At 58.7% G+C, this 21,795-nt stretch carries 13 protein-coding genes and 1 tRNA gene; 4 read left to right on the forward strand and 10 right to left on the reverse strand.

Annotated elements, in window-relative coordinates; all coding sequences use genetic code 11:
- The first annotated feature begins 368 nt into the window (after nucleotides 1–368).
- Nucleotides 369–524: a hypothetical protein gene (locus tag VLX68_02245; protein HUI91044.1), complete on the forward strand. Its 156-nt coding sequence runs from the start codon at nucleotides 369–371 to the stop codon at nucleotides 522–524.
- A gap of 199 nt (nucleotides 525–723) precedes the next feature.
- Nucleotides 724–2,046, forward strand: coding sequence for a serpin family protein (locus VLX68_02250; protein HUI91045.1), 1,323 nt, complete (start codon nucleotides 724–726; stop codon nucleotides 2,044–2,046).
- A gap of 173 nt (nucleotides 2,047–2,219) precedes the next feature.
- On the opposite strand, the gene VLX68_02255 is transcribed toward VLX68_02250, so the two are convergent.
- Nucleotides 2,220–2,849 (reverse strand): VWA domain-containing protein, encoded by a 630-nt coding sequence (locus tag VLX68_02255; GenBank protein HUI91046.1) that lies wholly within the window; start codon nucleotides 2,847–2,849, stop codon nucleotides 2,220–2,222.
- Between the two features lie 254 nt (nucleotides 2,850–3,103).
- On the opposite strand from VLX68_02255, the gene VLX68_02260 reads away from it, so the two are divergent.
- Both VLX68_02260 and VLX68_02265 read left to right on the forward strand, forming a co-directional pair.
- Entirely contained in the window at nucleotides 3,104–4,111 is a 1,008-nt protein-coding gene (locus VLX68_02260) for a hypothetical protein (GenBank protein ID HUI91047.1), read from the forward strand.
- A 254-nt stretch (nucleotides 4,112–4,365) separates the two neighbouring features.
- Nucleotides 4,366–4,457, forward strand: a tRNA-Ser gene (locus tag VLX68_02265).
- A 443-nt stretch (nucleotides 4,458–4,900) separates the two neighbouring features.
- Here VLX68_02265 and VLX68_02270 read toward each other — a convergent pair.
- From VLX68_02270 to VLX68_02310, 9 genes are all read right to left on the reverse strand, one after another.
- Nucleotides 4,901–5,746, reverse strand: a complete 846-nt coding sequence (locus tag VLX68_02270; GenBank protein ID HUI91048.1) for a hypothetical protein — start codon at nucleotides 5,744–5,746, stop codon at nucleotides 4,901–4,903.
- 40 nt (nucleotides 5,747–5,786) lie between these two features.
- Nucleotides 5,787–6,053 carry a hypothetical protein gene (locus VLX68_02275; GenBank protein ID HUI91049.1) on the reverse strand — a complete coding sequence of 89 codons (267 nt, stop codon included), beginning with the start codon at nucleotides 6,051–6,053 and terminating at the stop codon, nucleotides 5,787–5,789.
- A gap of 108 nt (nucleotides 6,054–6,161) precedes the next feature.
- The gene (locus tag VLX68_02280) at nucleotides 6,162–6,878 is read right to left on the reverse strand and encodes a hypothetical protein (protein HUI91050.1); all 717 of its coding nucleotides are present in this window, start codon (nucleotides 6,876–6,878) and stop codon (nucleotides 6,162–6,164) included.
- Nucleotides 6,875–11,617 (reverse strand): efflux RND transporter permease subunit, encoded by a 4,743-nt coding sequence (locus VLX68_02285; protein ID HUI91051.1) that lies wholly within the window; start codon nucleotides 11,615–11,617, stop codon nucleotides 6,875–6,877. Before VLX68_02285 ends, VLX68_02280 begins: the two co-directional genes overlap by 4 nt.
- Before the next feature lie 37 nt (nucleotides 11,618–11,654).
- Nucleotides 11,655–14,744 (reverse strand): efflux RND transporter permease subunit, encoded by a 3,090-nt coding sequence (locus tag VLX68_02290; GenBank protein HUI91052.1) that lies wholly within the window; start codon nucleotides 14,742–14,744, stop codon nucleotides 11,655–11,657.
- 14 nt (nucleotides 14,745–14,758) lie between these two features.
- Complete coding sequence (locus VLX68_02295) at nucleotides 14,759–15,814, reverse strand: efflux RND transporter periplasmic adaptor subunit (GenBank protein HUI91053.1); 1,056 nt, start codon at nucleotides 15,812–15,814, stop codon at nucleotides 14,759–14,761.
- A 5-nt stretch (nucleotides 15,815–15,819) separates the two neighbouring features.
- The gene (locus VLX68_02300) at nucleotides 15,820–17,301 is read right to left on the reverse strand and encodes a TolC family protein (GenBank protein ID HUI91054.1); all 1,482 of its coding nucleotides are present in this window, start codon (nucleotides 17,299–17,301) and stop codon (nucleotides 15,820–15,822) included.
- Entirely contained in the window at nucleotides 17,283–20,732 is a 3,450-nt protein-coding gene (locus VLX68_02305; GenBank protein ID HUI91055.1) for a hypothetical protein, read from the reverse strand. Before VLX68_02305 ends, VLX68_02300 begins: the two co-directional genes overlap by 19 nt.
- Entirely contained in the window at nucleotides 20,698–21,579 is an 882-nt protein-coding gene (locus VLX68_02310; protein ID HUI91056.1) for an ABC transporter ATP-binding protein, read from the reverse strand. Before VLX68_02310 ends, VLX68_02305 begins: the two co-directional genes overlap by 35 nt.
- Nucleotides 21,580–21,795 lie beyond the last annotated feature (216 nt).

The raw sequence follows: 21,795 nt of genomic DNA on the forward strand, positions 1-21,795 counted from the left end.
CATACAGAACTGAATCCATTTTCTCTCAAAGATGCAATAGAACGAAAACTCAAAGCCATTTTCAAACAAGTCTTGGTTACCTCATTTGTGAGACGACGACTTTGAGCCTTCGGTTACCTTTTTAAATGAGCCGATACGTTAATGACAGGGACGGACGTTCCCCGCACCTTTCGGCGGTTCTTTCTTACCCGGGCCTTGCCCCGGGCTGCAATATTTTGCCCTTACAATGTTCAAGATCTCCATAGAGCGATTTATTGACAAAAGGTATTTTATGTTTTTCATTCCGTATAATTGACAAGATCCGTTTACAGTTTCAAGATTAACAGTTCTTTGAAATTAGGGCATTGGTTACCAGCCGAAGTCGTATAATGAGGTTGCTGAAACTCGCCTCATGGAACTCCACGCTTTGGGACGGTAGTCCGGGGGACGGCGCGCTCTATGATATTTCCGTGGAGGCCTTGTCCGACACCGAGGTAAGGTTGACAGGAAGGAAATCCGGCGAGATCGTGACCATCGTGTGGTAGGCCGGCGACATTCACCCGGAGCGTTGCCCCGGGCTATCACTATTCCGCCCTTACAGGGCTTAAGATTTATAACAGCAATTATTGACAAAAGGCATTTAGAACTTATGATTCCGCAATCCTCGATCTGGATTCTACAATTCTTCATTGAACCCTTTCCCCCGTTCCAGCGACTATTATATTCCCTGGCAAAGGAGCGCCCATGAAACCGTCAAAATCGCTCATTTATCTGCTCATCGGTCTTTGTCCCGTTCTTTCCCTTTATTGCGGCACCGAGCCCCTTAATCAGGCTCCAAGCGGGCCGGACAACAACGGCGTCGTCACCACCCAAGAAGGCTCGATAACGGTCCAGGCGTGCGGCACCAGGGACACCCTTCCCTCCGCATCCGACCAGGACATTGCCGCGCTCGTAAAAGGTAATACCGATTTCGCGTGCGACATGTACAAGAAGCTTTCGGCCGCGGGCAACACGTTTTTTTCTCCGTACAGCATTTCAATCGCGCTCGCCATGACCTGGGCTGGTGCGCGCACCGAAACCGAAGCGCAGATGGCATCGGCGCTCCATTTCACGCTCGACCAGACAAAACTCCACCCTGCTTTTGACGGCCTCGACCTTGCGCTCAAGGCGCGCGCGAATAACGACGGCTTCGATCTGAACATCGTGAACCAGCTCTGGGGCGAGAAGACCTATTATTTTCTGCCGGATTTTCTCAAGACGCTCAGCGTGAATTACGGCGCGGCATTGCGGTTGCTTGATTTTATCAACAACCCGGAGCCGTCGCGGGTCACCATCAACGCCTGGGTGAGCGGCCAGACCAACGGCAGGATACAGGACCTCATCCCGAGCGGCGAGATCACGCCTGCCACGACGCTGGTATTGACAAATGCGATATACTTCAACGCGCAGTGGGCCGACACGTTCCAGAAGGAAATGTCCATGAACCAGACGTTCTACCGGAACAACGATACCGTATCCGCGCCGTTCATGCACCAGGAGGCCACGTTCAGGTACGCCGCGAGCGCCGACTTTGACGCGCTCGAGCTGCCGTACAAGGGCAACGAGCTTTCCATGCTGTTCATTCTCCCGGCAGCGGGAAAAATGGCGTCAGTCGCGTCGTCGCTCACGGCGGATTTCATCGCCGGGCTGTCCGGCTCGCTCGCGGCGCAAAAGGTGATCGTGGCCATCCCGAAATTCAAATTCGCCACCCCCTCCTTGAGCATCAGGGACATCCTCGTCTCCCTGGGAATGGCCGACGCCTTTTCCCCCGGCGTCGCAGACTTTTCAGGCATCGACGGCACGCGGTCGCTGTCCATTTACGACGTGCTGCACAAGGCGTTCGTGGCCGTTGACGAAAGGGGAACCGAGGCGGCCGCCGCGACCGCGGTCATCGTCGTTGGGACGTCGATTGAAATGCCGCCGCCGGTGCAGTTCACGGCGAACCGGCCCTTCATCTTCCTCATCCGCGACAACGTCTCCGGCGCGGTGCTGTTCATGGGCAGGCTTGAAGATCCGGTGATCAATTAAGAAATTTAAAATGAATTGGGCGTTCCCCTTCCTCGCACGAAGGTGCGAGGAAGGGTCGGCTGTCCTTCCTAACGCGCGGCACTCAGCACGTATGCCGCTTTTGTAAATTCCTTATCAACATGACGGTGGTCGCCGGTCGGCAGTCAGGAATCAGCAAAACAAGATACAATCTATTACTTTTCAACTTTCAATGCGCCGTTGATGTTGGTCTCTCCGCTGGTGGGTTCCGTCCACGATGGCTTATAGACCAGATCGCCGCCCGTAGCGTCCGTCATGAGGACGTCTTTTATGATGTCGATTCCTCTCTTGCTCCCGTAGGTCTGAGCCAGTCCCAGAAAGGGCAGGTACGCCTGACGCGGTTCGCTGTCCAAGGTTGGATGCACGGTCTCGAAATACTGTGTGTAATAGTATTGCGTGGTCGTGGTATCGAAATATAAATGCTCGCGGAATACTTCAATTCCCACCTCCGCATTCGGCTGCTTCGCCAGGATGGTGTCGAGCAGGTCCTTTGCCACGTTAAACCGCGCGCCCGTCGGGTCGTTGCCGTTAGGGCCTTTCATGCTTCCGGTGTTGTCGATGACAAACAGGATGGAAGGCACGCCCGCCGGCCCTTCGATGCACACGTGCACGAGCGCGTTCAGCTTCGTCACATCGTCCGGCACGACGATCGTGTCGCCGTTAAACGTTTCCGGACACGCCGAAAACGTCAGTTCGCAGCGCTGCACGGCGAAGAGCGTCGTGAACAGCAGGGGTATCATGAGGCAAACACGCCCAAAGGTATTTTTTGTCAAGGAATGATTCATGGACGCCTCCAGACTTTTCATACTGTGTTCTCAACAAATGGGTGGTGGATGAGACATCGTAATCTTGCAGACCATGCTTTTCCAATAGTTTTCAGCCTTAGTCGTGCTTAGATTATACCGTTTTTAAATACGATCTGTCAACATAATGGGAAACGAAAATACCGGCGCCAGGAAGGGGGGTCAATCGGGCCGCACCCCGGTCGGGAGCCCTCCCCCATCAATAATTTATTATTTTTATAACCGGGAGTCATAAAATGCAACTGATCTACCGACACCTATTTTTCATCGCTTTCTGCGGAATATTCTTCTCATCCTCCGCGCTCGTGCGCATGGAAATCGACACCCTCAATGTACGCGGCGTGCGGATGGTGGTGCGCGCGTCTTCGTGCCTGCAGGGGCCGCGCGTGTTCTCGCTTGCAAACCTGTTCGACAACGATTCGCTCACGTGCTGGATCGAGGGGTACGCCGACACCGTTGCCGGCCGTTGGTTCGACATAACGTACCCGGAAAAGAAACGCTTCCGCGGCATGATCATTGGGCCCGGATGCAGGCAAGACTATATGTGCCTCGCGGACTTCGGCGTTCCCGCGGCCATGCGGGTCAAGCTTGACGAAAAGGAAGCGACCGACCGCATGATCGCCTGGGAATGGGGAAACGGGTCGCTGGCCTACGCGGACGTCAACCTGCGCAAGGCCGTGCTCTGGTTCGACTCCGATACCGCGTTCACCACGGCGCAGATCCGCGTCAAGTTCACCGCGGCCATGGGCGGGCGGCGCTACCTTAACGCGGCCGTGTCGGATTTCGAGCCCGTTGACGCATACGACAACCGTTTCGCGCTCCTCGGCGTTCTCACCGCCCGCTCCTTCAACCCCAACGACCTTGGCGCGGTGCACTTTTCGGTTTTTCCCGACGAGGCCGAACCGAAATGGGTCGCGCATGTCATCGACAGCGTCTTAAGCGGCGGCGTTCTCGGCGACCCCCGCGATATCGCATCGACGCTCAACCGCGCCCTCGGTGCCGCCCTGCAGACGACAATGGACCAGGACGGCATCCAGAAATACATGGCGGCGCTCAAGGCCATGCTCGTAAACGGGCCGGTCATGCCGCGGTTCGTGTTCGACGGCCCGAGGACCACCTATCTGCTGCCAATAGGGTCGCTGCGACGCGGCAGCCACCGGATCGACGTGTGGCGCTCCGTCTTCACCGAGCGCACGTCGAAAGGGCTGGAGGTGACGATGGGCTATGTTTCGTTTGTAAATTAGCAGGCGTTTTTGCCGTTGCCGTACGGCCCATGAATATCAAGGCGGTGTACCCCGGGCAGGACAGGCCGTTTATAATGGAGCACTTCACGGGCGATAAATATCCTTCGCGCGGCGCGAATCCGGGAGATTTGAATATGCTTGACAAGATATAATTCCTCGTTCCGCACTTTTCCCGCAGTAAATCTTGGCGGCCTGATTATTATGCCTGTTCCATTGGCTCCGCCGTCCATCAGGATATATTTTTTCACCTTCGCGGAGAGGTGCCTGAGCGGTTGAAAGGGGCGGTCTCGAAAACCGTTGCGCCCTTTAGTGGGTGCCCAGGGTTCGAATCCCTGCCTCTCCGCCATAGCGCGGAAGGGATTCTTTGCCAAAGAAGGCAAAGGATCCCTTTTTGTTTGTAAGTTTATAGTGAAATCATTGATTTCCAACCGAGCGGAATGTTTCCCGTCCTTTCCCCTATTTCCCCGTCCACCCCCCTTATTTTACGATAGTCTTGGCACGGTTGGTGTATATCTTACATTGTAAACCAAACTTTTTATAGGGAGGATATTATAGCACGGAAGATCAAACTTCACGGAATATGGCATTCTCCGCATTCCTTTACAAATGAGCTGTTGACTCTCGCCTACCAGGTCGGTAAATTATAAAAGAGTACACGTTCGTCACGAGGAATTATTGGGTGGGCAGATCAAATATTATTATACTAATCGCAAAGTGGCATGGAGGTGATTCTCATCAATTTTAAAATAGCGCAGGTAGGAGCCTTTCTTAATTCCCGACTGTCCGGCGTCACTGATGTCCGGCGAGCCGAATGGTAAATCCGGCGGTGAACGAGTCAACCTGTTCCTGCGAAGTGGACGCCGACCGGCCGCCTCCGCCGCCATGCATACCCCCTCCTCCGCCGTGCATGCCTCCGCCGCCGCGGCCGTGCATACCTCCTCCTCCGCTGCCGCCCATGGCGTGAGAAGAAGTCCCTCCTTCCCCGCCTTCACGTCCGGAGGTGATGTCTGGAACGTCGGTCGCGCACTTCAAGGATATCAAAGTGTCACTGCCGATGTCCATGGCGTATTTGTTGACGGAATCGGAATTGAGCGGAACCTTGAGCAGGTATACCAGGCTCTCATAGGTAGGAAACATCTTAACCACTATTCCGAAAGTCAGAGCCACCGAGGTTTTCACAGGAACGCTGTCGCTTTTTTCGGGGCCCAGGAGTTCCATTTGTTGCAATGACTCATCCGAAATCTGCGGAGCACCCTCGGCTTCCTGCCCGCCGTTGTGGTGCCGCCAGCCTCCTCCAGGGGCGCCGGCGGTTTGCCCGACCGGAAAGTGGATACCGAACAGCCTCCTCTTTTTTGATTTGCTGGTGAACCATGTGGTGAAACCGTACCTCAAAATTCGCCTGTTGACGTCCTGTTTCCATGAAGTCAAGCAAAGGTACAGGTATTTGCTGTCGTTTCTCGCCCCCACGCCAAATTGAGGATCATCGGGGTATTGCACCTGGCCTTTCCAGCGGCTCGTGTCCGCGGCAAGCAAGGAATCCGGAGCCGTCCATTTACTTTGGATAATTTCCTGCGGTTTGCAGCCAAGCAGAATAGGCAGTAAGATTGCAACTAGAACTGTTAATGACCTTCCCATGCGGTATTCCTCCATAAAGAAAGCGCCAGGGCTATAGGTTCTACAATGAAGGTTTTCCATCTCTCACGCCTCGCCGGCAATACGCCAGAAGCGGTTCCACGTCCCCGTCTCCATCGATGATGCAATGACCGCCCTTCACGACAGGCAATACCCTGGAAATTCGTGCCATGGCGTCCTGCAGCAAAAGCCTGAGCAGCCGGTCCTCGGAACCCTCATACAAGGTTGCAAGTCTGTTGTAATGCTCGGAAAGCGACTGAGGCGTCTTTACAGAGGACAATATCTGCGTGCAAGCATCGTAAACGTTCATCTCGACCTTCCGATATAAAAAAGCCCTTGGAAGAAATTCAACTCGTATTAGACATCCGCAGAATATTTTTTGTTTCATCGACCGTCGATCCAGAATTTTTTCCTCGCCCTAGGCCAAAAACTTTTCCCGCGCCGTGAGATTGCGCATGCCCCACAAAATGCCGGCCATCCCGGCCGCCGCCAGAAGTATCCGGTTGGCCCTTACGGTCGCATGCCACGTCATTTCTTTTGCGCCGCTCACCGCGTCAAAGGGGTTTAGGAAAACGTTCCATTGGTTTGCGGCAAGGGAACCGCCGGCCACCCACAGGAGAAAGCCGGCCAGGATCAGCAGCACCGCGGCGCCGTAGGCGCTTCGCATCAGCGTGGAGCACGCGAAGGCGGTCCCGCTCCAGAAGACCACGGCGAAAAAAATTTGCATCGACATCCTGACTATGGGGAAGCCGCTGTAAAAAATCGCGCAAGCGCAGCAGAGGCAGAACAGCACCGCCTCGGCGACCGCGATGCTCAACAGCAGCCTGAACAGCCACACCTTGTAGCGGTAATCCGGAATGCCGAAGATCATTTCGAGCATGCGGGCGTCCGAATCGCTCTGGATCCCGAACACGGCCGGGTAGAACACGAGCAGAATTCCCGGAAGAAGCAGGAGATCGTACAACGTCGAAGGCGTCAGTTCCTTTCCGGCCGCGCGGTTGATCAGCACGGCCGCGGCGAACAGGCCCATCGCCGCAAAAAGGAAATAAAGGAACCGCTGCGCGAAAACAATCTTGATATTGTAGCGCACAAGGAGCAGGCCGAGACTCAGCGCCCGTAGAATTCCCGCAATCATGCTTCCTTCTTTCTCTTCTCACGCATGAGGCACAAATAAGCGTCTTCGAGCGTCGGAGGCGCCGGCAGGGCCTGCGGATGCGGAATCGCGTCCGCGATGCAGCGCACCTGGATGCGGCCGCGGTCGCCGATGCGATGGACCACCGCCGCCGAGGCGGCAAACGAGTCGTATTCCCCTGCGTCAATGGTTGCCTGCCAGACGCGGCCGGCGGCCCGGCCGAGCATATCGGCGGGAGTGCCCTCGTAGCGCAATTCGCCTGACATGAGCACCGCCAGCCGGTTGCAGGACGAGGAAATGTCCTCGATGACGTGGGTGGAAAAAATGACGATTCGATCGCGGCCCAGCTCCGCCAGGAGGTTGCGAAACCGGATGCGCTCGCCGGGATCGAGCCCCGCGGTGGGCTCGTCGACGATCAGGATGCGCGGCAGATGCAGCAGGATTTGCGCGATGCCGATGCGCTGCCGCATGCCGCCCGAAAACGACCCGATGGTCCCGCGTGCATGCTCGGTCATATGGACCTCCGAAAGCACCTGGCCGATTCGATCTTTGCGCAGCGTGGGGTCGTGCAGGCCCTTGAGGATGGCCTGGTAATCGAGGAATTCCCATGCTGTCAAGTTCGGGTAGCTCCCGAATTCCTGCGGCAGGTACCCGATGAGGCCTTGCAGTTCCTCGCGGTGCCGGGCAGTGTCCCTGCCGTTGATGTACACCTTGCCGTAGGTCTGATCGTAGACGCCCGCCACGATGCGCATGAGCGTGCTCTTGCCGGCGCCGTTTGGGCCGAGAAGCCCGTACATGCCCGGCTCGATGTGCAGGCTCACGCCCTTAAGCGCGTGGAAGGTAGGACGGCGCCGTCCGGGCAGGGGCAGGTTCTTTACAAAGGCGCAATAAGCGGCCGCAAGGCCGCCCCAGGGCTTCGGCCATTGGCCCGCGCGGAAATCCGGGCGGCCATCCAGCCATCTGGCCGTTGCAAGCACGGCAAGGGCCGTGTACCATACAAAACCCGCCGCCGCCACCACGTGGAGCCTGTTCCACCGGAATTGAAAGAACACCAAATTTGCCCCGGGGATCGACCACCGGATTGCCTCCAGGATCCGCAACTCAGCATCCGCCCCAAATCCCTTCCATAGCCGCCGGCATAGCCGGAAGACGCCGAATTTCTTGACAAAAAACAACAGGTAACCATAGGCGACCACGGCAAAGACGGCCTGCCACAACTCGCTTTCGAGATACCAGTAGACAAAATAGACAAGAAACGCGAGCAGAGGCGCCTGCCACAGCAGGCCTCCCCAATCGGCGGCGCCCGGTTCCCGCGAGACCGCGTCCACAGCGTCGCCCCATTCCCTGGAAAAACGACCCGGCATGCCGTAGAGCTTCTGGACGTTGCGTATCGTGATCGATACCGGTTCCGCGCCTTTTCCGGCGGGCGCCGCGCGCCGCAGGCTGGAACGGACGAACCACACCGCTGCCGGAATGGCCGCTGCCGCGATAACCAGGTCGCAAAGCCGCCACACCGGGTTGTCGACATTCAGGAATATCAGGACTGCCGCAAGCGCAAAACCGGAAAGCTGAACCGCGTTGACCTTCCAGGAAAGGCCGCGCAGATACGCGAGCGAGGATTCCAGGCCAAGGTAACAAGTCGGGAGAAATACCAGCGTGAAGAGCGCGGCGGAGATTATCCCTCCGATCACCGTGAGGGCGAAGGGGGCGCCGATGGAGCCGAGCGTCCCGGCATTTCCGAGTGCGAGGGGCAGCATCCCTGCCGCGGTGGTGATTGCGGTGATAATAATGGGGCGTATCCGGTCCTGTCCCGCGGTGATGAGCGCCCGCGCCGTTGAGAAGCCGCGGCCGCGCAGCACGCGCACGAAATCGATGAGGATTATGCCGTTGCCCACCACGACCCCGAGCAGGATCAGAAAACCCATCAGCGAGTTCGCGTTAAGCAGGTTGCGGCCGGTGGCGGACAACAGCCAGAAGGCGCCGATTGCCGCCAGCGGAATCGAGAGCATCATCACGAGTGGCGCGGTGAGGGATTCGAACACCGCCGCGAGGATCATGAAAATAAGCAGAACCGCGGCCCCGATGAGGTAGACAAAGTCGCTCAACCCGCTTTGCCCGTGAACGGATTCCACCGAAAGCCCGTTCGGAAAGGTCATGGCGGCCAGGATATTGTCGACCTCCTGCCGCGAGGCCCGCAAAAGCTCCCGGGACGCGGCAATATCGTCTGTAAATCGGTAGGTTATCTGGATGCGGTGCTCTTGATTGGCCCTGTTGATGCTCGCGGGACCGCTGGCGCGTATGATTTGGCTCACCTCGTTGAGAAGGTGGTCCGTTCCGTCGGATGCGGCGATGGGAACGTTGCTCAGTTCGTCGAGGGTCTTGGTGTCGCCGGCCGCGTCCTTGCGGCCCGCTGAGGCGCCCGCCTGCTGCTGCACCGAGGCGGCCTTCGATGTCACCATGATGTCGTACTGGTCGGCGCCCTGCTTGAAGGTGAGGCCCGAAGCCATCTCCTGTGTGAACCCGGAAAGTTCGGATGCGACGGACTGCAGCCCGATCCCGTATTGCCGCATGAGCCGGGCATCGAACAGCAGATGGACTTCGCCTTGACGCCCAGGAATATCGAGCTGGACCGATTGCACGGAGGGGAGGTTTTGCAACTCGTACCTGATGTTGTCGGCGACCGCCTCCATCTGCGAAAAGTCGTCGCCGCGCACCGTGACGGTCTCGTCCTGGCCGCCGCCCATGAGCAGCTGCATCCTCGCCGCCGAAACGGCCCCGCCGGGCGCGCCTCGGTAACGCGAACTTGATGCAGGCTGGGAAAAGCCCACGCTTCCGAGCTGGAAATTGTCGAGCCTCTTCTGGATGTCCGACTTGACCTGCGCGAGGCTCCTGCCGGCGACGCCGCCGAAATCATCCCGGAGCTTTATGGTGAGCACGGCCTCGTCCTCGTACACCATGCTCAGGAGATCGCGGGCCTCCGCGATGCCCTGCAGCCGTTTTTCCAACTCGCGCACGGCGAAATCCGTCTTGTCAAGCGTGGCGCCCGCCGGCATGGTGAGGTACAGGGAAAACTGGTTGGCTTGGGCCTGAGGCGCGGCCTCGCCCCCCTGCAGCAGGCACACGCCGAGGGAGGCCAAAAACACGGCCGTCGCCCCGCAGACGGTCGGCACCGGATGGCGCAGCGCCCCCTTGAGCAGGACGCGGTAAAAACGGACGGCGGGGGTGTGAAATCCGACCTTCCTGAAAGTAAAGCCCTGCCGGTGCCGCCGCAGCCCGAGCAGCACCGCCGTCGGCACCAGCAGAAAGGCGGTGAGGAGCGCTATGAAAAGCGTCGCGATCACCGAAACGCCCACGTGCTTGCCGATGAGCCGGATCGTGAAATCGGACGCGAACAGGAAGGGAACGAAAACGATCGCCGTGGTGAGCGTCGACGCAAGCACGGGCCGGAAGACCTCGGCCGTGCCCCGGACAACCGCCCGCTCAGCCTCCAGCCCGCGTCCCGCGAGTCGGTAGATGTTTTCCATGACCACGACGCTGCTGTCCACCAGCATCCCGACGGCGAGGGCCATGCCCACCAGGGTGAGGCTGTTGAGGGTGATCCCGGTGATATAAAACAAGTTGAAAGCTCCGAGCACGGACACCGGAATCGCGGCCGCGACGATCAGCGTGAGGCGCAGGTTGCGCAGAAATACCCACAGCACCCACACCGCCAAGAGGCACCCGATGACCGCAAGCATCGCGATCTGGTTGAGCCCCTGCTCGATGTCGTCGGCGGTGTTTGCCTGGACAACGATCTGCACGTCCTGCGGCGCCAGGGTCCGGTTGAGCCTTGCCACGGCCGCCTGCACGGCGTGCGAGAGGTCGATCATGTTCGCCTGCGCGTCGCGCACCAGCTGCACGGTGACCGCATCCTTCCCGTTCACCCGGCTTAGCGTGGTGGGTTCCTTGACTCCGTAGAAGACCTTGGCGATGTCTTTGAGAAACACCTTTCCGTTCCTGTTGCTCACCATGATGTCTTCGATGTCCGACAGTTTCCGGAACTCCGCGTCCACGTTGACGAAGAATCGCCTCCCCCCCTCGCGGATCGCGCCCGCGTACTCGCGGGCGTTGTTGTTCCTTGCGAGGAGGTTCTGGATGCGGCTGGGGGTGATGCCCGCCGCCCGGCAGGCGTCATCGTCCATGACGATCTCAACCGTCTTGCTGCGGCCGCCGAACACCTGGGCGCTGGCCACGCCGTCCACGTCGGAAAGGGCGGGCGCGATTTGCTGGTCCGCGATGTTGCGCAGGCGGTCGACGCCTCCGCCGCCGCGCACCTGGAGGGTCATGAACTGGTTGACGGCCGACTCCGTGTTCACCTTGTCGACCGTGACGGTGAACTGCGGAGGTATCTGCGAATCCGCCTTGACAAGGGCAACCTGCTGCTGCAGCTTGAGGAAGGCGTACTTGACGTTCACGTCCTTGTCGAAATAGACGTAGATGGTGCCGCGCTTGGGCTCCGAATACGAGAGGATACTCTCCACTCTGTCAAGAAGCGCCGCCGCGCCTTCCAGCGGGATCACGGCGCTGTTCTCCATGTAGGAAGGGTCCACGTCGATACGGCTGGCGACGCGGATGAGCAGCATGGGCAGTTCGGTGTCCGGGTAAAGCTCGAGCGGCAGGTTGCGCAGGGAAACGATTCCCATGAGGCAGATGCCCGCGAAGAGCACGCCTATCAGAATCTTGCGGTTGAAAAGCTTGATCATGTGAATGCCTGTCTGCAACGCACCCGCCGATGCCGGCTCATTTCTTGCGCCGTGTACCCTGTACGATCTCGTCCACGACATCGTACACGCAGGGAATGACCACCAGCGTGAGGAGCGTTGAGGCGGCCAGGCCGCCCATCACCGCAAGGGCCATGGGCGTGCGCAGCGCGGCCCCTTCCCCGAATCCGAACGCGAGGGGAAGGAGCGCAAGGATCGTCGTGAGGCTCGTGATCACGATGGGCCGGAACCGGCGCTCTCCCGCCGCAAGGATCGCCTCGCGGCGCGAGACGCCCTCAAGCCGCAATTGACGGATGGCATCGAGGAGCACGATGGCGTTGCTCACCACGATGCCCACGAGCATGATCACCCCGATCAGCGCCATAATGTTGAACGATTTCCCCAGAATAAAGAACAGGGGCACCACCCCTATTACGGCAAGGGGCACGGTGCAGATGATGACGAAGGGATGGACCAGGGATTCGAGCTGCGCCGCCAGAACCATGTAGACAAGAAGGATGGCCAATGCAAGCGCGGCAACGAGGCCTTGGAACGATTCGGCGCGCTTCTGTTCGTCTCCCGATATTTCCAGCCGGCATCCCGGCGGAAGCTCCATCGCGCCGAGCCTCTGACGAACGCGCTGCATCACGTTGCTGAATGCCGCACCCCCGGCGAGCCCGGCCGTGATCCGTGCCAACCGTGTTTGGTCGTGACGCAGGATTTCCTTTGGGGAAAAACCCTGCTTCACCTGCGCCACGTCCTGGAGGGGAACGCTGGAACCGGCCTCGACAAGCATGAACCTCGAGAGCTGCGGCCTGGTCATGGCCGGAAATTTGACGGTGATGTCCTTGAGCTCGCCGTTGCGGTTCCATTGCCCGGCGTTCCTGCCAAGCAGTTCGTCGGAAAGCTGGGTCGCGATGTCGGCGGCGCTGGCATTGTAGTCGCCGGCCCGGAGTCTGTCGACGACTATCTCGATGGAGGGGGCTCCCTGCTCGAAGTTTGAGGACACGTTCGCCAGTCCGGGGACCTTCCGCAGCGCGACGGCGATGGAGTCGGCGGCCTTCTCCAATATGTCAAGATCGTCGCCCTTCACCTGCACCACCACCGGAGGCTCGCCCCGGCCCAGCACGTTTTGCAGCACGTTCTGCTCCGGCTTGTATTGGATGGTGACCCCGACTCCCGCGATGCCGGACTTTGAGAGAAGGGCCGCCGCCCGCGCGGCGTCCATGGTCCGGCGCGGATCGAGCACCACCCGTATTTCGGCGGTGTTCTCGTCCTGCGGCTGATTATTGGACGTCGCGATGCTGGTCGTCACCACCGGCCCGCTTTCGCTGTAAACGGTTTGTACGGCGTCGCCGAGCACCGATTTGATGAGGTTTTCGATGCCGCTTACGGTTTGCGCCGTCCGCTGAAGGCTCGTACCTTCTGGAAGATGCACGGCAACGGTGAACTGGCGGGACCCGACGGCGGGGAAAAATTCGGTGCCCACGAAGGGTATCATGGCCGCGCTTCCGGCCATGAGCGCGGTCGCGCAGACCAAAACCGTGCGCCGCCGTGAGAGCGCTTTTTCGAGAAGGTCGCGGTACCAGGCGAACCGCAGAGACCGGTGCAGCTGCCTTTTTCCGAGAAACCGCGACGCCAGCATCGGAATGAGGCTGAGCGCCACGACGAGGGACGAGAACAGCGCGAACGTCACCGTCCACGCCTGGTCGCGGAACAGCTCCGCGGAAATCCCGTGCATGTACACGATCGGAAGAAAGACCACCACGGTCGTGATGGTCGAGGCGAGCACCGCGGTTCCCACCTGGGCCGTTCCCTTGACCGCCGCTTCACGGATGGGAATTCCCGACTCGAAATTCCTGATGATGTTCTCCACCACGACCACGGCGTCATCCACGAGGCGGCCCGCGGCGAGCGCCAGCCCTCCCAGAGTCATGAGGTTGAGCGTGAGCCCCCGGAAGTACATCAGGTTGAACGTCGCGACGATGGAAAAGGGGATCGCAACGCCGATGATGACCGTCGGTCCGAGTTGCCGCAGGAAAAAAAGGAGGACAAGGATCGCAAGAAATATCCCGACGAGGGCCGCCTGCTTCATTTCGCCTATCGATTCATCGATGAATTTGCCCTGGTTCGCGACAATCGTGAATTCGTACCCGGGCAGCGTTGCGCGCAGATGCTCTATTTCATGCACGATTTCATTCACGGCGGTAATGGTGTTGAACCTGCTTTCCTTGTACACCCGGAGCCCGATGCACCGCACGCCGTTGATACGGGCGATGTTCTGCGGATCCTTGTTGCACAGCGCCACGGTCGCGACATCCTTGAGGCGTATCGGCGTCTTGGCCGCCGCAGAGGTGTCCTGGCCGGTCGACGGAACTGCGTTCTGGCTGAAGCCGACGACAAGGTCTTCGAAGTCGGCGAGCGAGTTGAACACGCCCGTGCCTTTCACGACGTACTTGAGCCCAAGCTCGGTGATCGATCCGCCCGACACGTTCCGGTTGAAGTTCTGTATCTGCGTGGCGATCGCGGCCGCCGACAGGCCGTATGCCTGCAAGAGATAATCGTTGGTCTTTATTTCCACCTCGTCCTGGTCTTGGCCGCAGATCTCGACGTCCGCGATCCCCGGTTGCCGTATTATCTCGGTCCGCACGCAGGTTTCGGCGGTCTTGCGCATCGCGTTCATGTCGTCGATTTTCCTGTTTGAGAATGCCAGTATCATGACGGGCTCGTCGTTGGGATCGTAATGCGTGACGTCGACGGCGTCCATGTCGGAAGTCTGGGCGAATGCCGTGACCGCCTTTTGTAAATCAAGGAGCGCCTCGTTCATGTCGGTGTTCCAGGCATACTCCACAGTGATGTGGCCCATGCCGACGGCGCAGGTTGAATACACGCCGGACGCGCCGCGCTGGCGAACGGCCAGCGCCTCAAGTTTCTGCACGTACTGTTTCTCGATTTCCTCGGGAGGCCGCTCGCCCGCAGTGAGGGCGATATACAAGCGGGGATTGTTGAGGGTCGGGAAGAGCTCCATGCCGAGCCGTTTGTACGAAAGCGCGCCCAGCAGGAGCACGGCCAGGGCGGCCATGAGAACTGCCACCGGGTTCTTCACCGAAAATGCGACGAGTTTTTGCATGGCGGTTTGCCGGGTTACTCCAGAACCTTCACCCGGCTGCCGTCCTGAAGGGTCTCGAAGCCCTTAACGACCAATCGATCCCCCACCGAGACTCCCTGGAGTATCTCGATCCGGTTGTCGCTTTCTATGCCGGTCTTGATCGCGCGAAGCTGGGCCCGGCCCCGGTCCACCACAAAGACGCTGTGGCCCTTGAGGTCGGAAAGCACCACGGTCTTGGGAACAACAACCGTGCTGTCTTTGTGCGCGACCACGATGTCGGCCTTGACGAACATCCCGGGAAGGAATTTCTTCCCCGAGTTGTTGATGATGCATACGGCCTCGAACGTGCGCGATGTCGGGTCTATAGCGGGAGAAATCTGCGAAACAGTACCCATGACAGTGTCATTTTGCACTGTGTAGTTGGTGACCAGCACGGTCTGGCCGAGGCGAAGGTCGGCCATGTCCTGCGCGGGCAGTTTGCACTGAAGGTAGAGACGGGAATATTCCATGGCCGACAGCATCACCGATCCGCTGGGCACCCTGGTGTTCTGCGTGTAATACGGAAGCGCGGTGAGCACACCCGCAAACGGGGTCTTGATGAACAGTTTGGACTCCTTGAACGCTGCGTCCGTATAATTGTATTTGGCGTTGGAGTACGCAAGTTGTGCGTTCTGCAGATCGTTGGATGCGGCCCCGCCCTTGTCGTACAGCGACTGTTCCTGCGAAAGCGTGTTCCGCGCTATGTCTTGTGAAAGCTTCTGGGCTTCCACGCGGTTGGTGCTTTCATAATCCTCGTCGGAAAGCCTGATGATGGTGTCTGTCTCCTCGACCCAGTCGTTGAGGGCGTACGGCTTCTTCGTTCGCGGGTTTACCTGCAGGCTGTAATACGCCGTCACCTCACTCGATAGCGTGACTTCCTTTTCGGCATTTACGGTCCCGGTCGTCTCCAGGAGCCGCGAAATCGATTGCGGCTTCACCTCCTGAGCCGAAACCGGCACGATGACCGTGGTGCCGTCTTGCGATTGCTGGCTCCCGCAGGAGGCCAGAATCATGGCGGCGACGCCGCCGAGGACCATCTTGACTGTGCGCATGCCGTTCAATCCTTGATGGGCGTGATATCGGGAAAAACCGGTTTATCCGCTTCAAAATCCCACAGGCTCAGGACTTTCATGTTGAGCATCTCGATCTTGAGATTGACTATCGCATTTATCAAGGCGCTCTTGGCCTGGGTGAGTTGGATCTCGTACTGGTTGAGGTCGAGGGCACTCATCGCTCCGGTCTTGTACTTTTGGACGTTGAGGTCGTAGGTGAACTGCGCGTTGTGCTCCGCTCCGCGCGCGATTTCGATCTGGGAACGGAGGTTGAGTATGGTACGGTATTCCTTGCGGATCGACAGAACGACGGTGGTCTTCTCGTTTTCGAGCGTGAGCCGATTCATGCGGACCCCTAGTTCGGAGGCCTTCACGTTTGCACGGTTGGCCCCGAAGTCCCAGAGCGGAATCTGGAGTGACACCGAAAGCGCCTCGCTCTTGGCCGGGTTCTGAAACAAGGTGTTGAGGTCCCTCGAGTTCCCTGCGAGGCCGACGGACGCGTTGACCGCACCGCTCGCGAAGCCGCTGCTGCGCGTCTGGAGGAGGTTGAACTCGGCGTTCCGGAGGGTAATGGCGTCCTGGCGCAGCTCCATTCGCTTTTGCAAACCATTGGCGACCGCCTTTTCCAGATCGATGGGAACGGGGCGGGCCGCGGTATCCACAACGATAACGATCATGGAATCGATGCAGATCGCGAGACGCTGCTTGAATGCCTCCGCCGCATTCTCCCAGGTAACCTCGTTGTTCTGCATGCCCGATTGGCTCTGCGCAAGGGTGACCTCCGATTGATAGAGATCCGATTGGGCGGAAATCCCGAGCAGGACTTTGTTTTTGGTGATTTCGTAGCTCTGCTGATCGTCGCGCAACTGGTCCTTGGCTATTTCATAGTTGACCTGGTCCTCGTACAACCCGTAAAAATCGAATGCAATGTCATGCTCCATCGAAAGGACCTTCATCGCATAGACCAGCTGGCTGTTCTCCAGTGTCAGCCTCGCCTCGTCCAGCGTCGTCCTGAGTTGATTATAAAGGAGAATAGGCTGTGAATATCCGATGGTAGTACGGTAATCGAATGACTTGTTTTCCCTGTTGAAAAGGCCCGTGTACAAATCGTTCCAGCCCGCGTCGCCGACCAGCGTGATCGTGCCGCCCGTGAGCCAGACCGGCTGCGACAGGGTGAGATCGGCGTTGGATTGCAAATTACGGCTTGTGGCCCAGAGGTTGTAGGTATTATTGAGCTGCAGGCTGTTTGAAAAGCCCAGGGGCGTAAGCGACAATGCGACGCTCAGTTTCTGGCCGGCGGCCGCGGCGCGATACGTCTCCTCGCTCTGTTCCAGCGCGAGCTTGGCCTGCACCACCTCGGGGCTTTGCCTCAGGGCAATGTCCAGCGCCTTCTGATATGTCAACGTGTCCGCGGCGATCCGCGAACCGGGCAATGCGCACGCGACAAAAACGATAAGCCACACGTTCTTCATTGTTGTTTTACCCATTTGACGGCGTCGCCGACCACAAACGGCATTCCGTCCGCCCTGTCGGTGAGCTCCACGGTGGACGTGCCGGCCGAACAGTGGAACCGTCCCAGCAAGTTCCATCCGACCTGGATGTCCTGTAAGTCAAGTGGGGCGTCCGAAACGCCGTCGTCGTGGTGAACAACGTAGTGAAAGGTCCCCCGCGTCGCCTCCTGGCCTCTCCTGCCACCGAAGCCTTGACGGAACCCCGCACCGTTGTAGTAGGCGAAGATTTCATACGTGCCCGGTTGCTTGAGCGCCGCACGCCAGGCTATCCGTTTTTGTCCGGTTCCACTTTTAATATAATAGGCCGAACGCACATACCTGCCGTAGTAGAGCGGACCGGCAACCTGCGTCCAGTCGGCCGGCGGATCGAAGAACCGCATCGCCGCGTAGCGGTCCGGCATGGAAGCTTTGCCGAAAATCCGGTCGAGTGCGCCGGACGCGGGCTTTGTCTCAACGGCGAACCCCGAATCTTGGTCGTCCACGATCACGGCGCCCTGTTCGGCCTCGTGCACGGCGTCTATCACGCGGTCGCCCTCAAAGGGAACCCCTTCCTTGTCAAAATCGACACGGTCGAACCCGTAGGTTATTGTGGCCGGAATATTGCGCGAAATAAATGTTCCTATCGAGAGCATGCGGGGTGGATTGTCCGTCATTATGCCGATCTCCTTGCTCTGCCGCGGCGCGAAGGCGACGATCCGTTCCTCGGTGCCGCTGATGCCGCGGCCTGCGGCGGCACCGCCGAACCGCCTCCCGCCAAACGATCCCGTTCGTACGGTCAACCTGATAAGTCCCTCGGCGGATTCCGGATTCCAGACTTCCAGGCTCACCTTGAAACGGTTTGCGCCCTTGTCCCGCACCTCTGCCGCGGCGACATTTTCCACGACGTATCCCGGAAGCGCGTGCGGCCGGTAGCACGCCTGGGCGGCGGGCATGAGATCGAACCCGAATCGTTGCTTAACATCCGAGATCAAGCCGCCTAGGTCGATCGCCTTGAAACGGCTTTGTGCGAGCAGGTCGCGCATATAGTCGTCGAACGATTGCGGCGGAATGTTCTTCTGCATGTCGGCGATCAGATAGTCGCCGAGCGCCCCGACGACATCGCGCAACAGCGGCCGGTTCCGCTCGTCACGGCATATCTGGCCGAAGCTGCCGTTTTCAAGCAGCAGATTTACTTTTTCGTCGGTTGACGCGCCGGTAAAGAAGGTGCGCGTCACTGGTCCGAAGCCGCCCGCAGCGCGTTTTCTAAAATAGGATTCAAGAGCCGGACCGAACAGCGGGCACTGGTCGGCCCGTATGGCGCGGGCATACGAAACGTACTCCGGAAAGACGAAGAGGTTCACCGCCGGAACGCCCACGGCAGGCAGCCAACCAAACGCCCAGGCCGCCGCACTGTTTCGGTCCTGCGGTCTGAGCATGAGTTGCCTTCCCTCGTTATCGCGAAAGAAGGTCGCGGACACGAAACGCTGGAAAAGGGCGCTTTGCCGTTCCATCGGCGTCTGCGTTGCCTGCTCGTTCTGCCTGCGGTTCCCGAAATCGGACGGCGTCCTGCTGAAATCGGCGTCGGTGAGCGTGAACCCGTTTTCCGGCAGCAGCGCCATTTCGGGCTGGATCGCCTCGTGACCCGAGGTCCACAGCCGCGAAAAATCGGTGAACTGCAGCGGAACCTCCACGGCCGAAAACCGCCTGTAGGGGTAGTCGGCCTTGAGCCGGCCTTCAAAGTCTGCCCTCAGGACACGGATTTGCGATGCAACGGTATCGGCAGGAAGTTCCTTTAAAAACGGTTTGTAATATCCATGATTCGCAAGTGTAAAGAGGCGATACTCAACCGAATCGACCCTGACCGCCGACCGCACATACGGTCCGATGATCACCGTGACGCCGGGAAGGGGCACTTCGGGCGCGAATGAGTTCCCCGGCAAGGCAGCGCCCTGGCTCAAAACGGTGAGCCCATGTCGGGTCGCCACCGAAACGGTGAATTCCGTGAGCCCGGCGTCGCCGCATTCCGGATGCTCGGAGGAAAATCCCGTGCCGGCGCGAGGGTAAAAGCCGGTTTCCGGGGTGAGAAGGACGAAACGGTTGTTTACAAATGAAAACCGCGGCAGCCTTTGAAGGAAGAAGACGGCCGAACTCCTCTTCACATCGTCTGAAGATACATCGAGATAACAGGCGCGCTCGTCGATGGTGCCTTCGTAGCTCACGGTCACGGTATCCAGTGAGCCCGGCGCCAGAGGCGCGCCCGGTTCGACCAGAAGCAGATCCAGCGAGCGGCGGAATGTCGATCCCTTTCCGCCCAGCACTTTCTTCACAACTAGTCCGGGATTGAGCCGCAGCACGTATTGACCGACCGGGGCTGTCCCGCCGTTGCATAAAACGAGCCGCGCCGTGCCCCGGATCGTCTTGCCGGTGTGGGTAAGCGACAGATCATCGCGCGCTATGGTCACACTGGGAGCGCCGAAATAGCGCTCGTGTTGCGCAAGGATTTCCATCCTCAATTGCTGCCCTCGAATGTTGCCTGCAACTATCGTAACCGCGGTCGTTCCCGCCGCGCCGATCAGCAGCAGCGAAAGCACGAGCGCCGCTCGGTGAACCGCCTCCGATTGCGGCAAACGCTCCAACCGCAGGCCAGCAATAAGGACAAAGGAAAGGCCGAGCAGGAAATATGCGCACCTGACCGCCGCAGCCGCGTTCGGGAACCCGAATCCGGTGAAATCCGAAGCCATCAGCGGCGCCCGCAGCGACGCAAAATCGAAGGTTGAATAGAGCGTATCGGGTAGAAGGAAAAACGCCATGCCGAGCGAACCGAGGAGCAGCAGAAGCGATACGGGCTGGCTGCGGACGAGGGACGTGACGACAAAGGAGAACCCGATGCAGAACACCAGCGTTGGCAGGCAGATGAGCAACGGATAGAACGCATAGGCCGCGAAATTCACCGGAACGCCCCGGGAGAAGGCATTGAAAAGAAATGCGATTGCGAGCGCCGCGCAATCCAGACACGCAAAAACAAGAAGGTTGCCGCACACCTTGCCGATTACGTAGCCCACATTGGAAATGGAACGGATGTACACGGCGTCAGTGGTGTCCAGAGTCCGGTCGCGCTTGACAAAATCGGACGCAAGAATGACCGCCACCGCCGATTGAAGAACGTTCACCAGCAACATGGTAAGGTACGGGATGTCGGCGGGGATGGCCTTCACCACCCACGCGTTTATCTGTCCCGTTCCGAAGACAAGCGCATTGACAATTGCGACGAGCGCGAGCAGAACGCCCGCGAAAACCCGGAAGAACCAGCTGCGCCACAGGGTGAGCCCCTCGTAGCGGGCAACGGCGAGCACTTTAAAAAACGACCCTTTTACGCGATTCGTCCTTCCGCTTTCAGACATCATCGTTTTTTCCCATGAAATATGCATAGGCGTGTTCCAGGTTCGGCTTTACGGGTTCACCGCTCAAATCCTCCCCCTGCCTCGCCACCATTTCAACGTGCCAACCGCCAGCGGCCGAAATCGCCGCCACAACCATGTGCCTCTGTTTGACCGATTGAAGCTCGTTCTCCCTCACAAATGTCCTGAATACATGTCCCTCTGCCTGCCGGATCAATTCATCGGGCGCGCCGCAATAGGCCAATTGACCGCTCGAAAGCAGCGCCACGCTCCGACAGGTGTTCGAGATGTCGCCGACGATGTGGGTAGAAAAAATAATTATTAAATCATGAAGGCTCATGGCTCCGATCAGGTTGCGGAAACGGATACGTTCCTCGGGATCAAGCCCGGTGGTCGGTTCATCGACGATCACCAATTGCGGATTGCCGATAAGCGCCTGGGCTATGCCGAGACGGCGCTTCATTCCGCCGGAAAGTTGGCTGGCCATGCGGTCGCGCGCGTCAAAAAGCCCGACTTTTGTAAGCATCTCCTCGACCGCGCGTCGGCGTGCCGCTTTGTCATGCATGCCGGCAAGCACCGCCGTATAATCGAGAAATTCGGCGGCGGAAAGCCGTGAAAAACATTTAAAATCCTGCGGAAGGTAGCCTAGGATAGACCTAATCGCGCCGCGCTCCTTGATTAAATCCATGCCATTCACACGCACCCGGCCTCCCGTCGGCTCGAGTAAGGTAACCAGAATGCGCATCAGCGTGCTTTTTCCTGCACCGTTGGGACCGAGCAGGCCGAACATTCCGCTCTCGATCTCGAGATTGATGTTGGAAAGCGCCTTCCTTCCGTTCGGATAGGTCTTTTCGAGGGCTTCGATTGAAATGTTCATTTATTACCTTTTGGGAAACCGGATCACGACATCGCTAATTTGTTGGACGTATTCGGAAAACGTTTCGTTACAAGACCTTTACCCTCATTGCAGGACGAGGCGGTTCCTGATTTCAAGTTTTATTTCCTCCTTCATAGAGCGAACATTGGCGGCGGCAACGGTGATGGTCTGAACAGAAGTCGATTAGTGAAGTTGGATTTTGAGGAATGGGCACTC

This window comes from Chitinivibrionales bacterium (genome assembly GCA_035516255.1).
Classification (GTDB): Bacteria; Fibrobacterota; Chitinivibrionia; order Chitinivibrionales; family FEN-1185; genus FEN-1185.

What these genes read in the sequence shown, in the direction of transcription:
- VLX68_02260 (HUI91047.1), top strand. Translation starts at nt 3,104, where the DNA reads ATGCAACTGATCTACCGACACCTATTTTTCATCGCTTTCTGCGGAATA.
- VLX68_02245 (HUI91044.1), top strand. Translation starts at nt 369, where the DNA reads ATGAGGTTGCTGAAACTCGCCTCATGGAACTCCACGCTTTGGGACGGT.
- VLX68_02300 (HUI91054.1), bottom strand. Translation starts at nt 17,301, where the DNA reads ATGGGTAAAACAACAATGAAGAACGTGTGGCTTATCGTTTTTGTCGCG.
- VLX68_02255 (HUI91046.1), bottom strand. Translation starts at nt 2,849, where the DNA reads ATGAATCATTCCTTGACAAAAAATACCTTTGGGCGTGTTTGCCTCATG.
- VLX68_02250 (HUI91045.1), top strand. Translation starts at nt 724, where the DNA reads ATGAAACCGTCAAAATCGCTCATTTATCTGCTCATCGGTCTTTGTCCC.
- VLX68_02285 (HUI91051.1), bottom strand. Translation starts at nt 11,617, where the DNA reads ATGATCAAGCTTTTCAACCGCAAGATTCTGATAGGCGTGCTCTTCGCG.
- VLX68_02310 (HUI91056.1), bottom strand. Translation starts at nt 21,579, where the DNA reads ATGAACATTTCAATCGAAGCCCTCGAAAAGACCTATCCGAACGGAAGG.
- VLX68_02275 (HUI91049.1), bottom strand. Translation starts at nt 6,053, where the DNA reads ATGAACGTTTACGATGCTTGCACGCAGATATTGTCCTCTGTAAAGACG.
- VLX68_02290 (HUI91052.1), bottom strand. Translation starts at nt 14,744, where the DNA reads ATGCAAAAACTCGTCGCATTTTCGGTGAAGAACCCGGTGGCAGTTCTC.
- VLX68_02270 (HUI91048.1), bottom strand. Translation starts at nt 5,746, where the DNA reads ATGGGAAGGTCATTAACAGTTCTAGTTGCAATCTTACTGCCTATTCTG.
- VLX68_02280 (HUI91050.1), bottom strand. Translation starts at nt 6,878, where the DNA reads ATGATTGCGGGAATTCTACGGGCGCTGAGTCTCGGCCTGCTCCTTGTG.
- VLX68_02305 (HUI91055.1), bottom strand. Translation starts at nt 20,732, where the DNA reads ATGCATATTTCATGGGAAAAAACGATGATGTCTGAAAGCGGAAGGACG.
- VLX68_02295 (HUI91053.1), bottom strand. Translation starts at nt 15,814, where the DNA reads ATGCGCACAGTCAAGATGGTCCTCGGCGGCGTCGCCGCCATGATTCTG.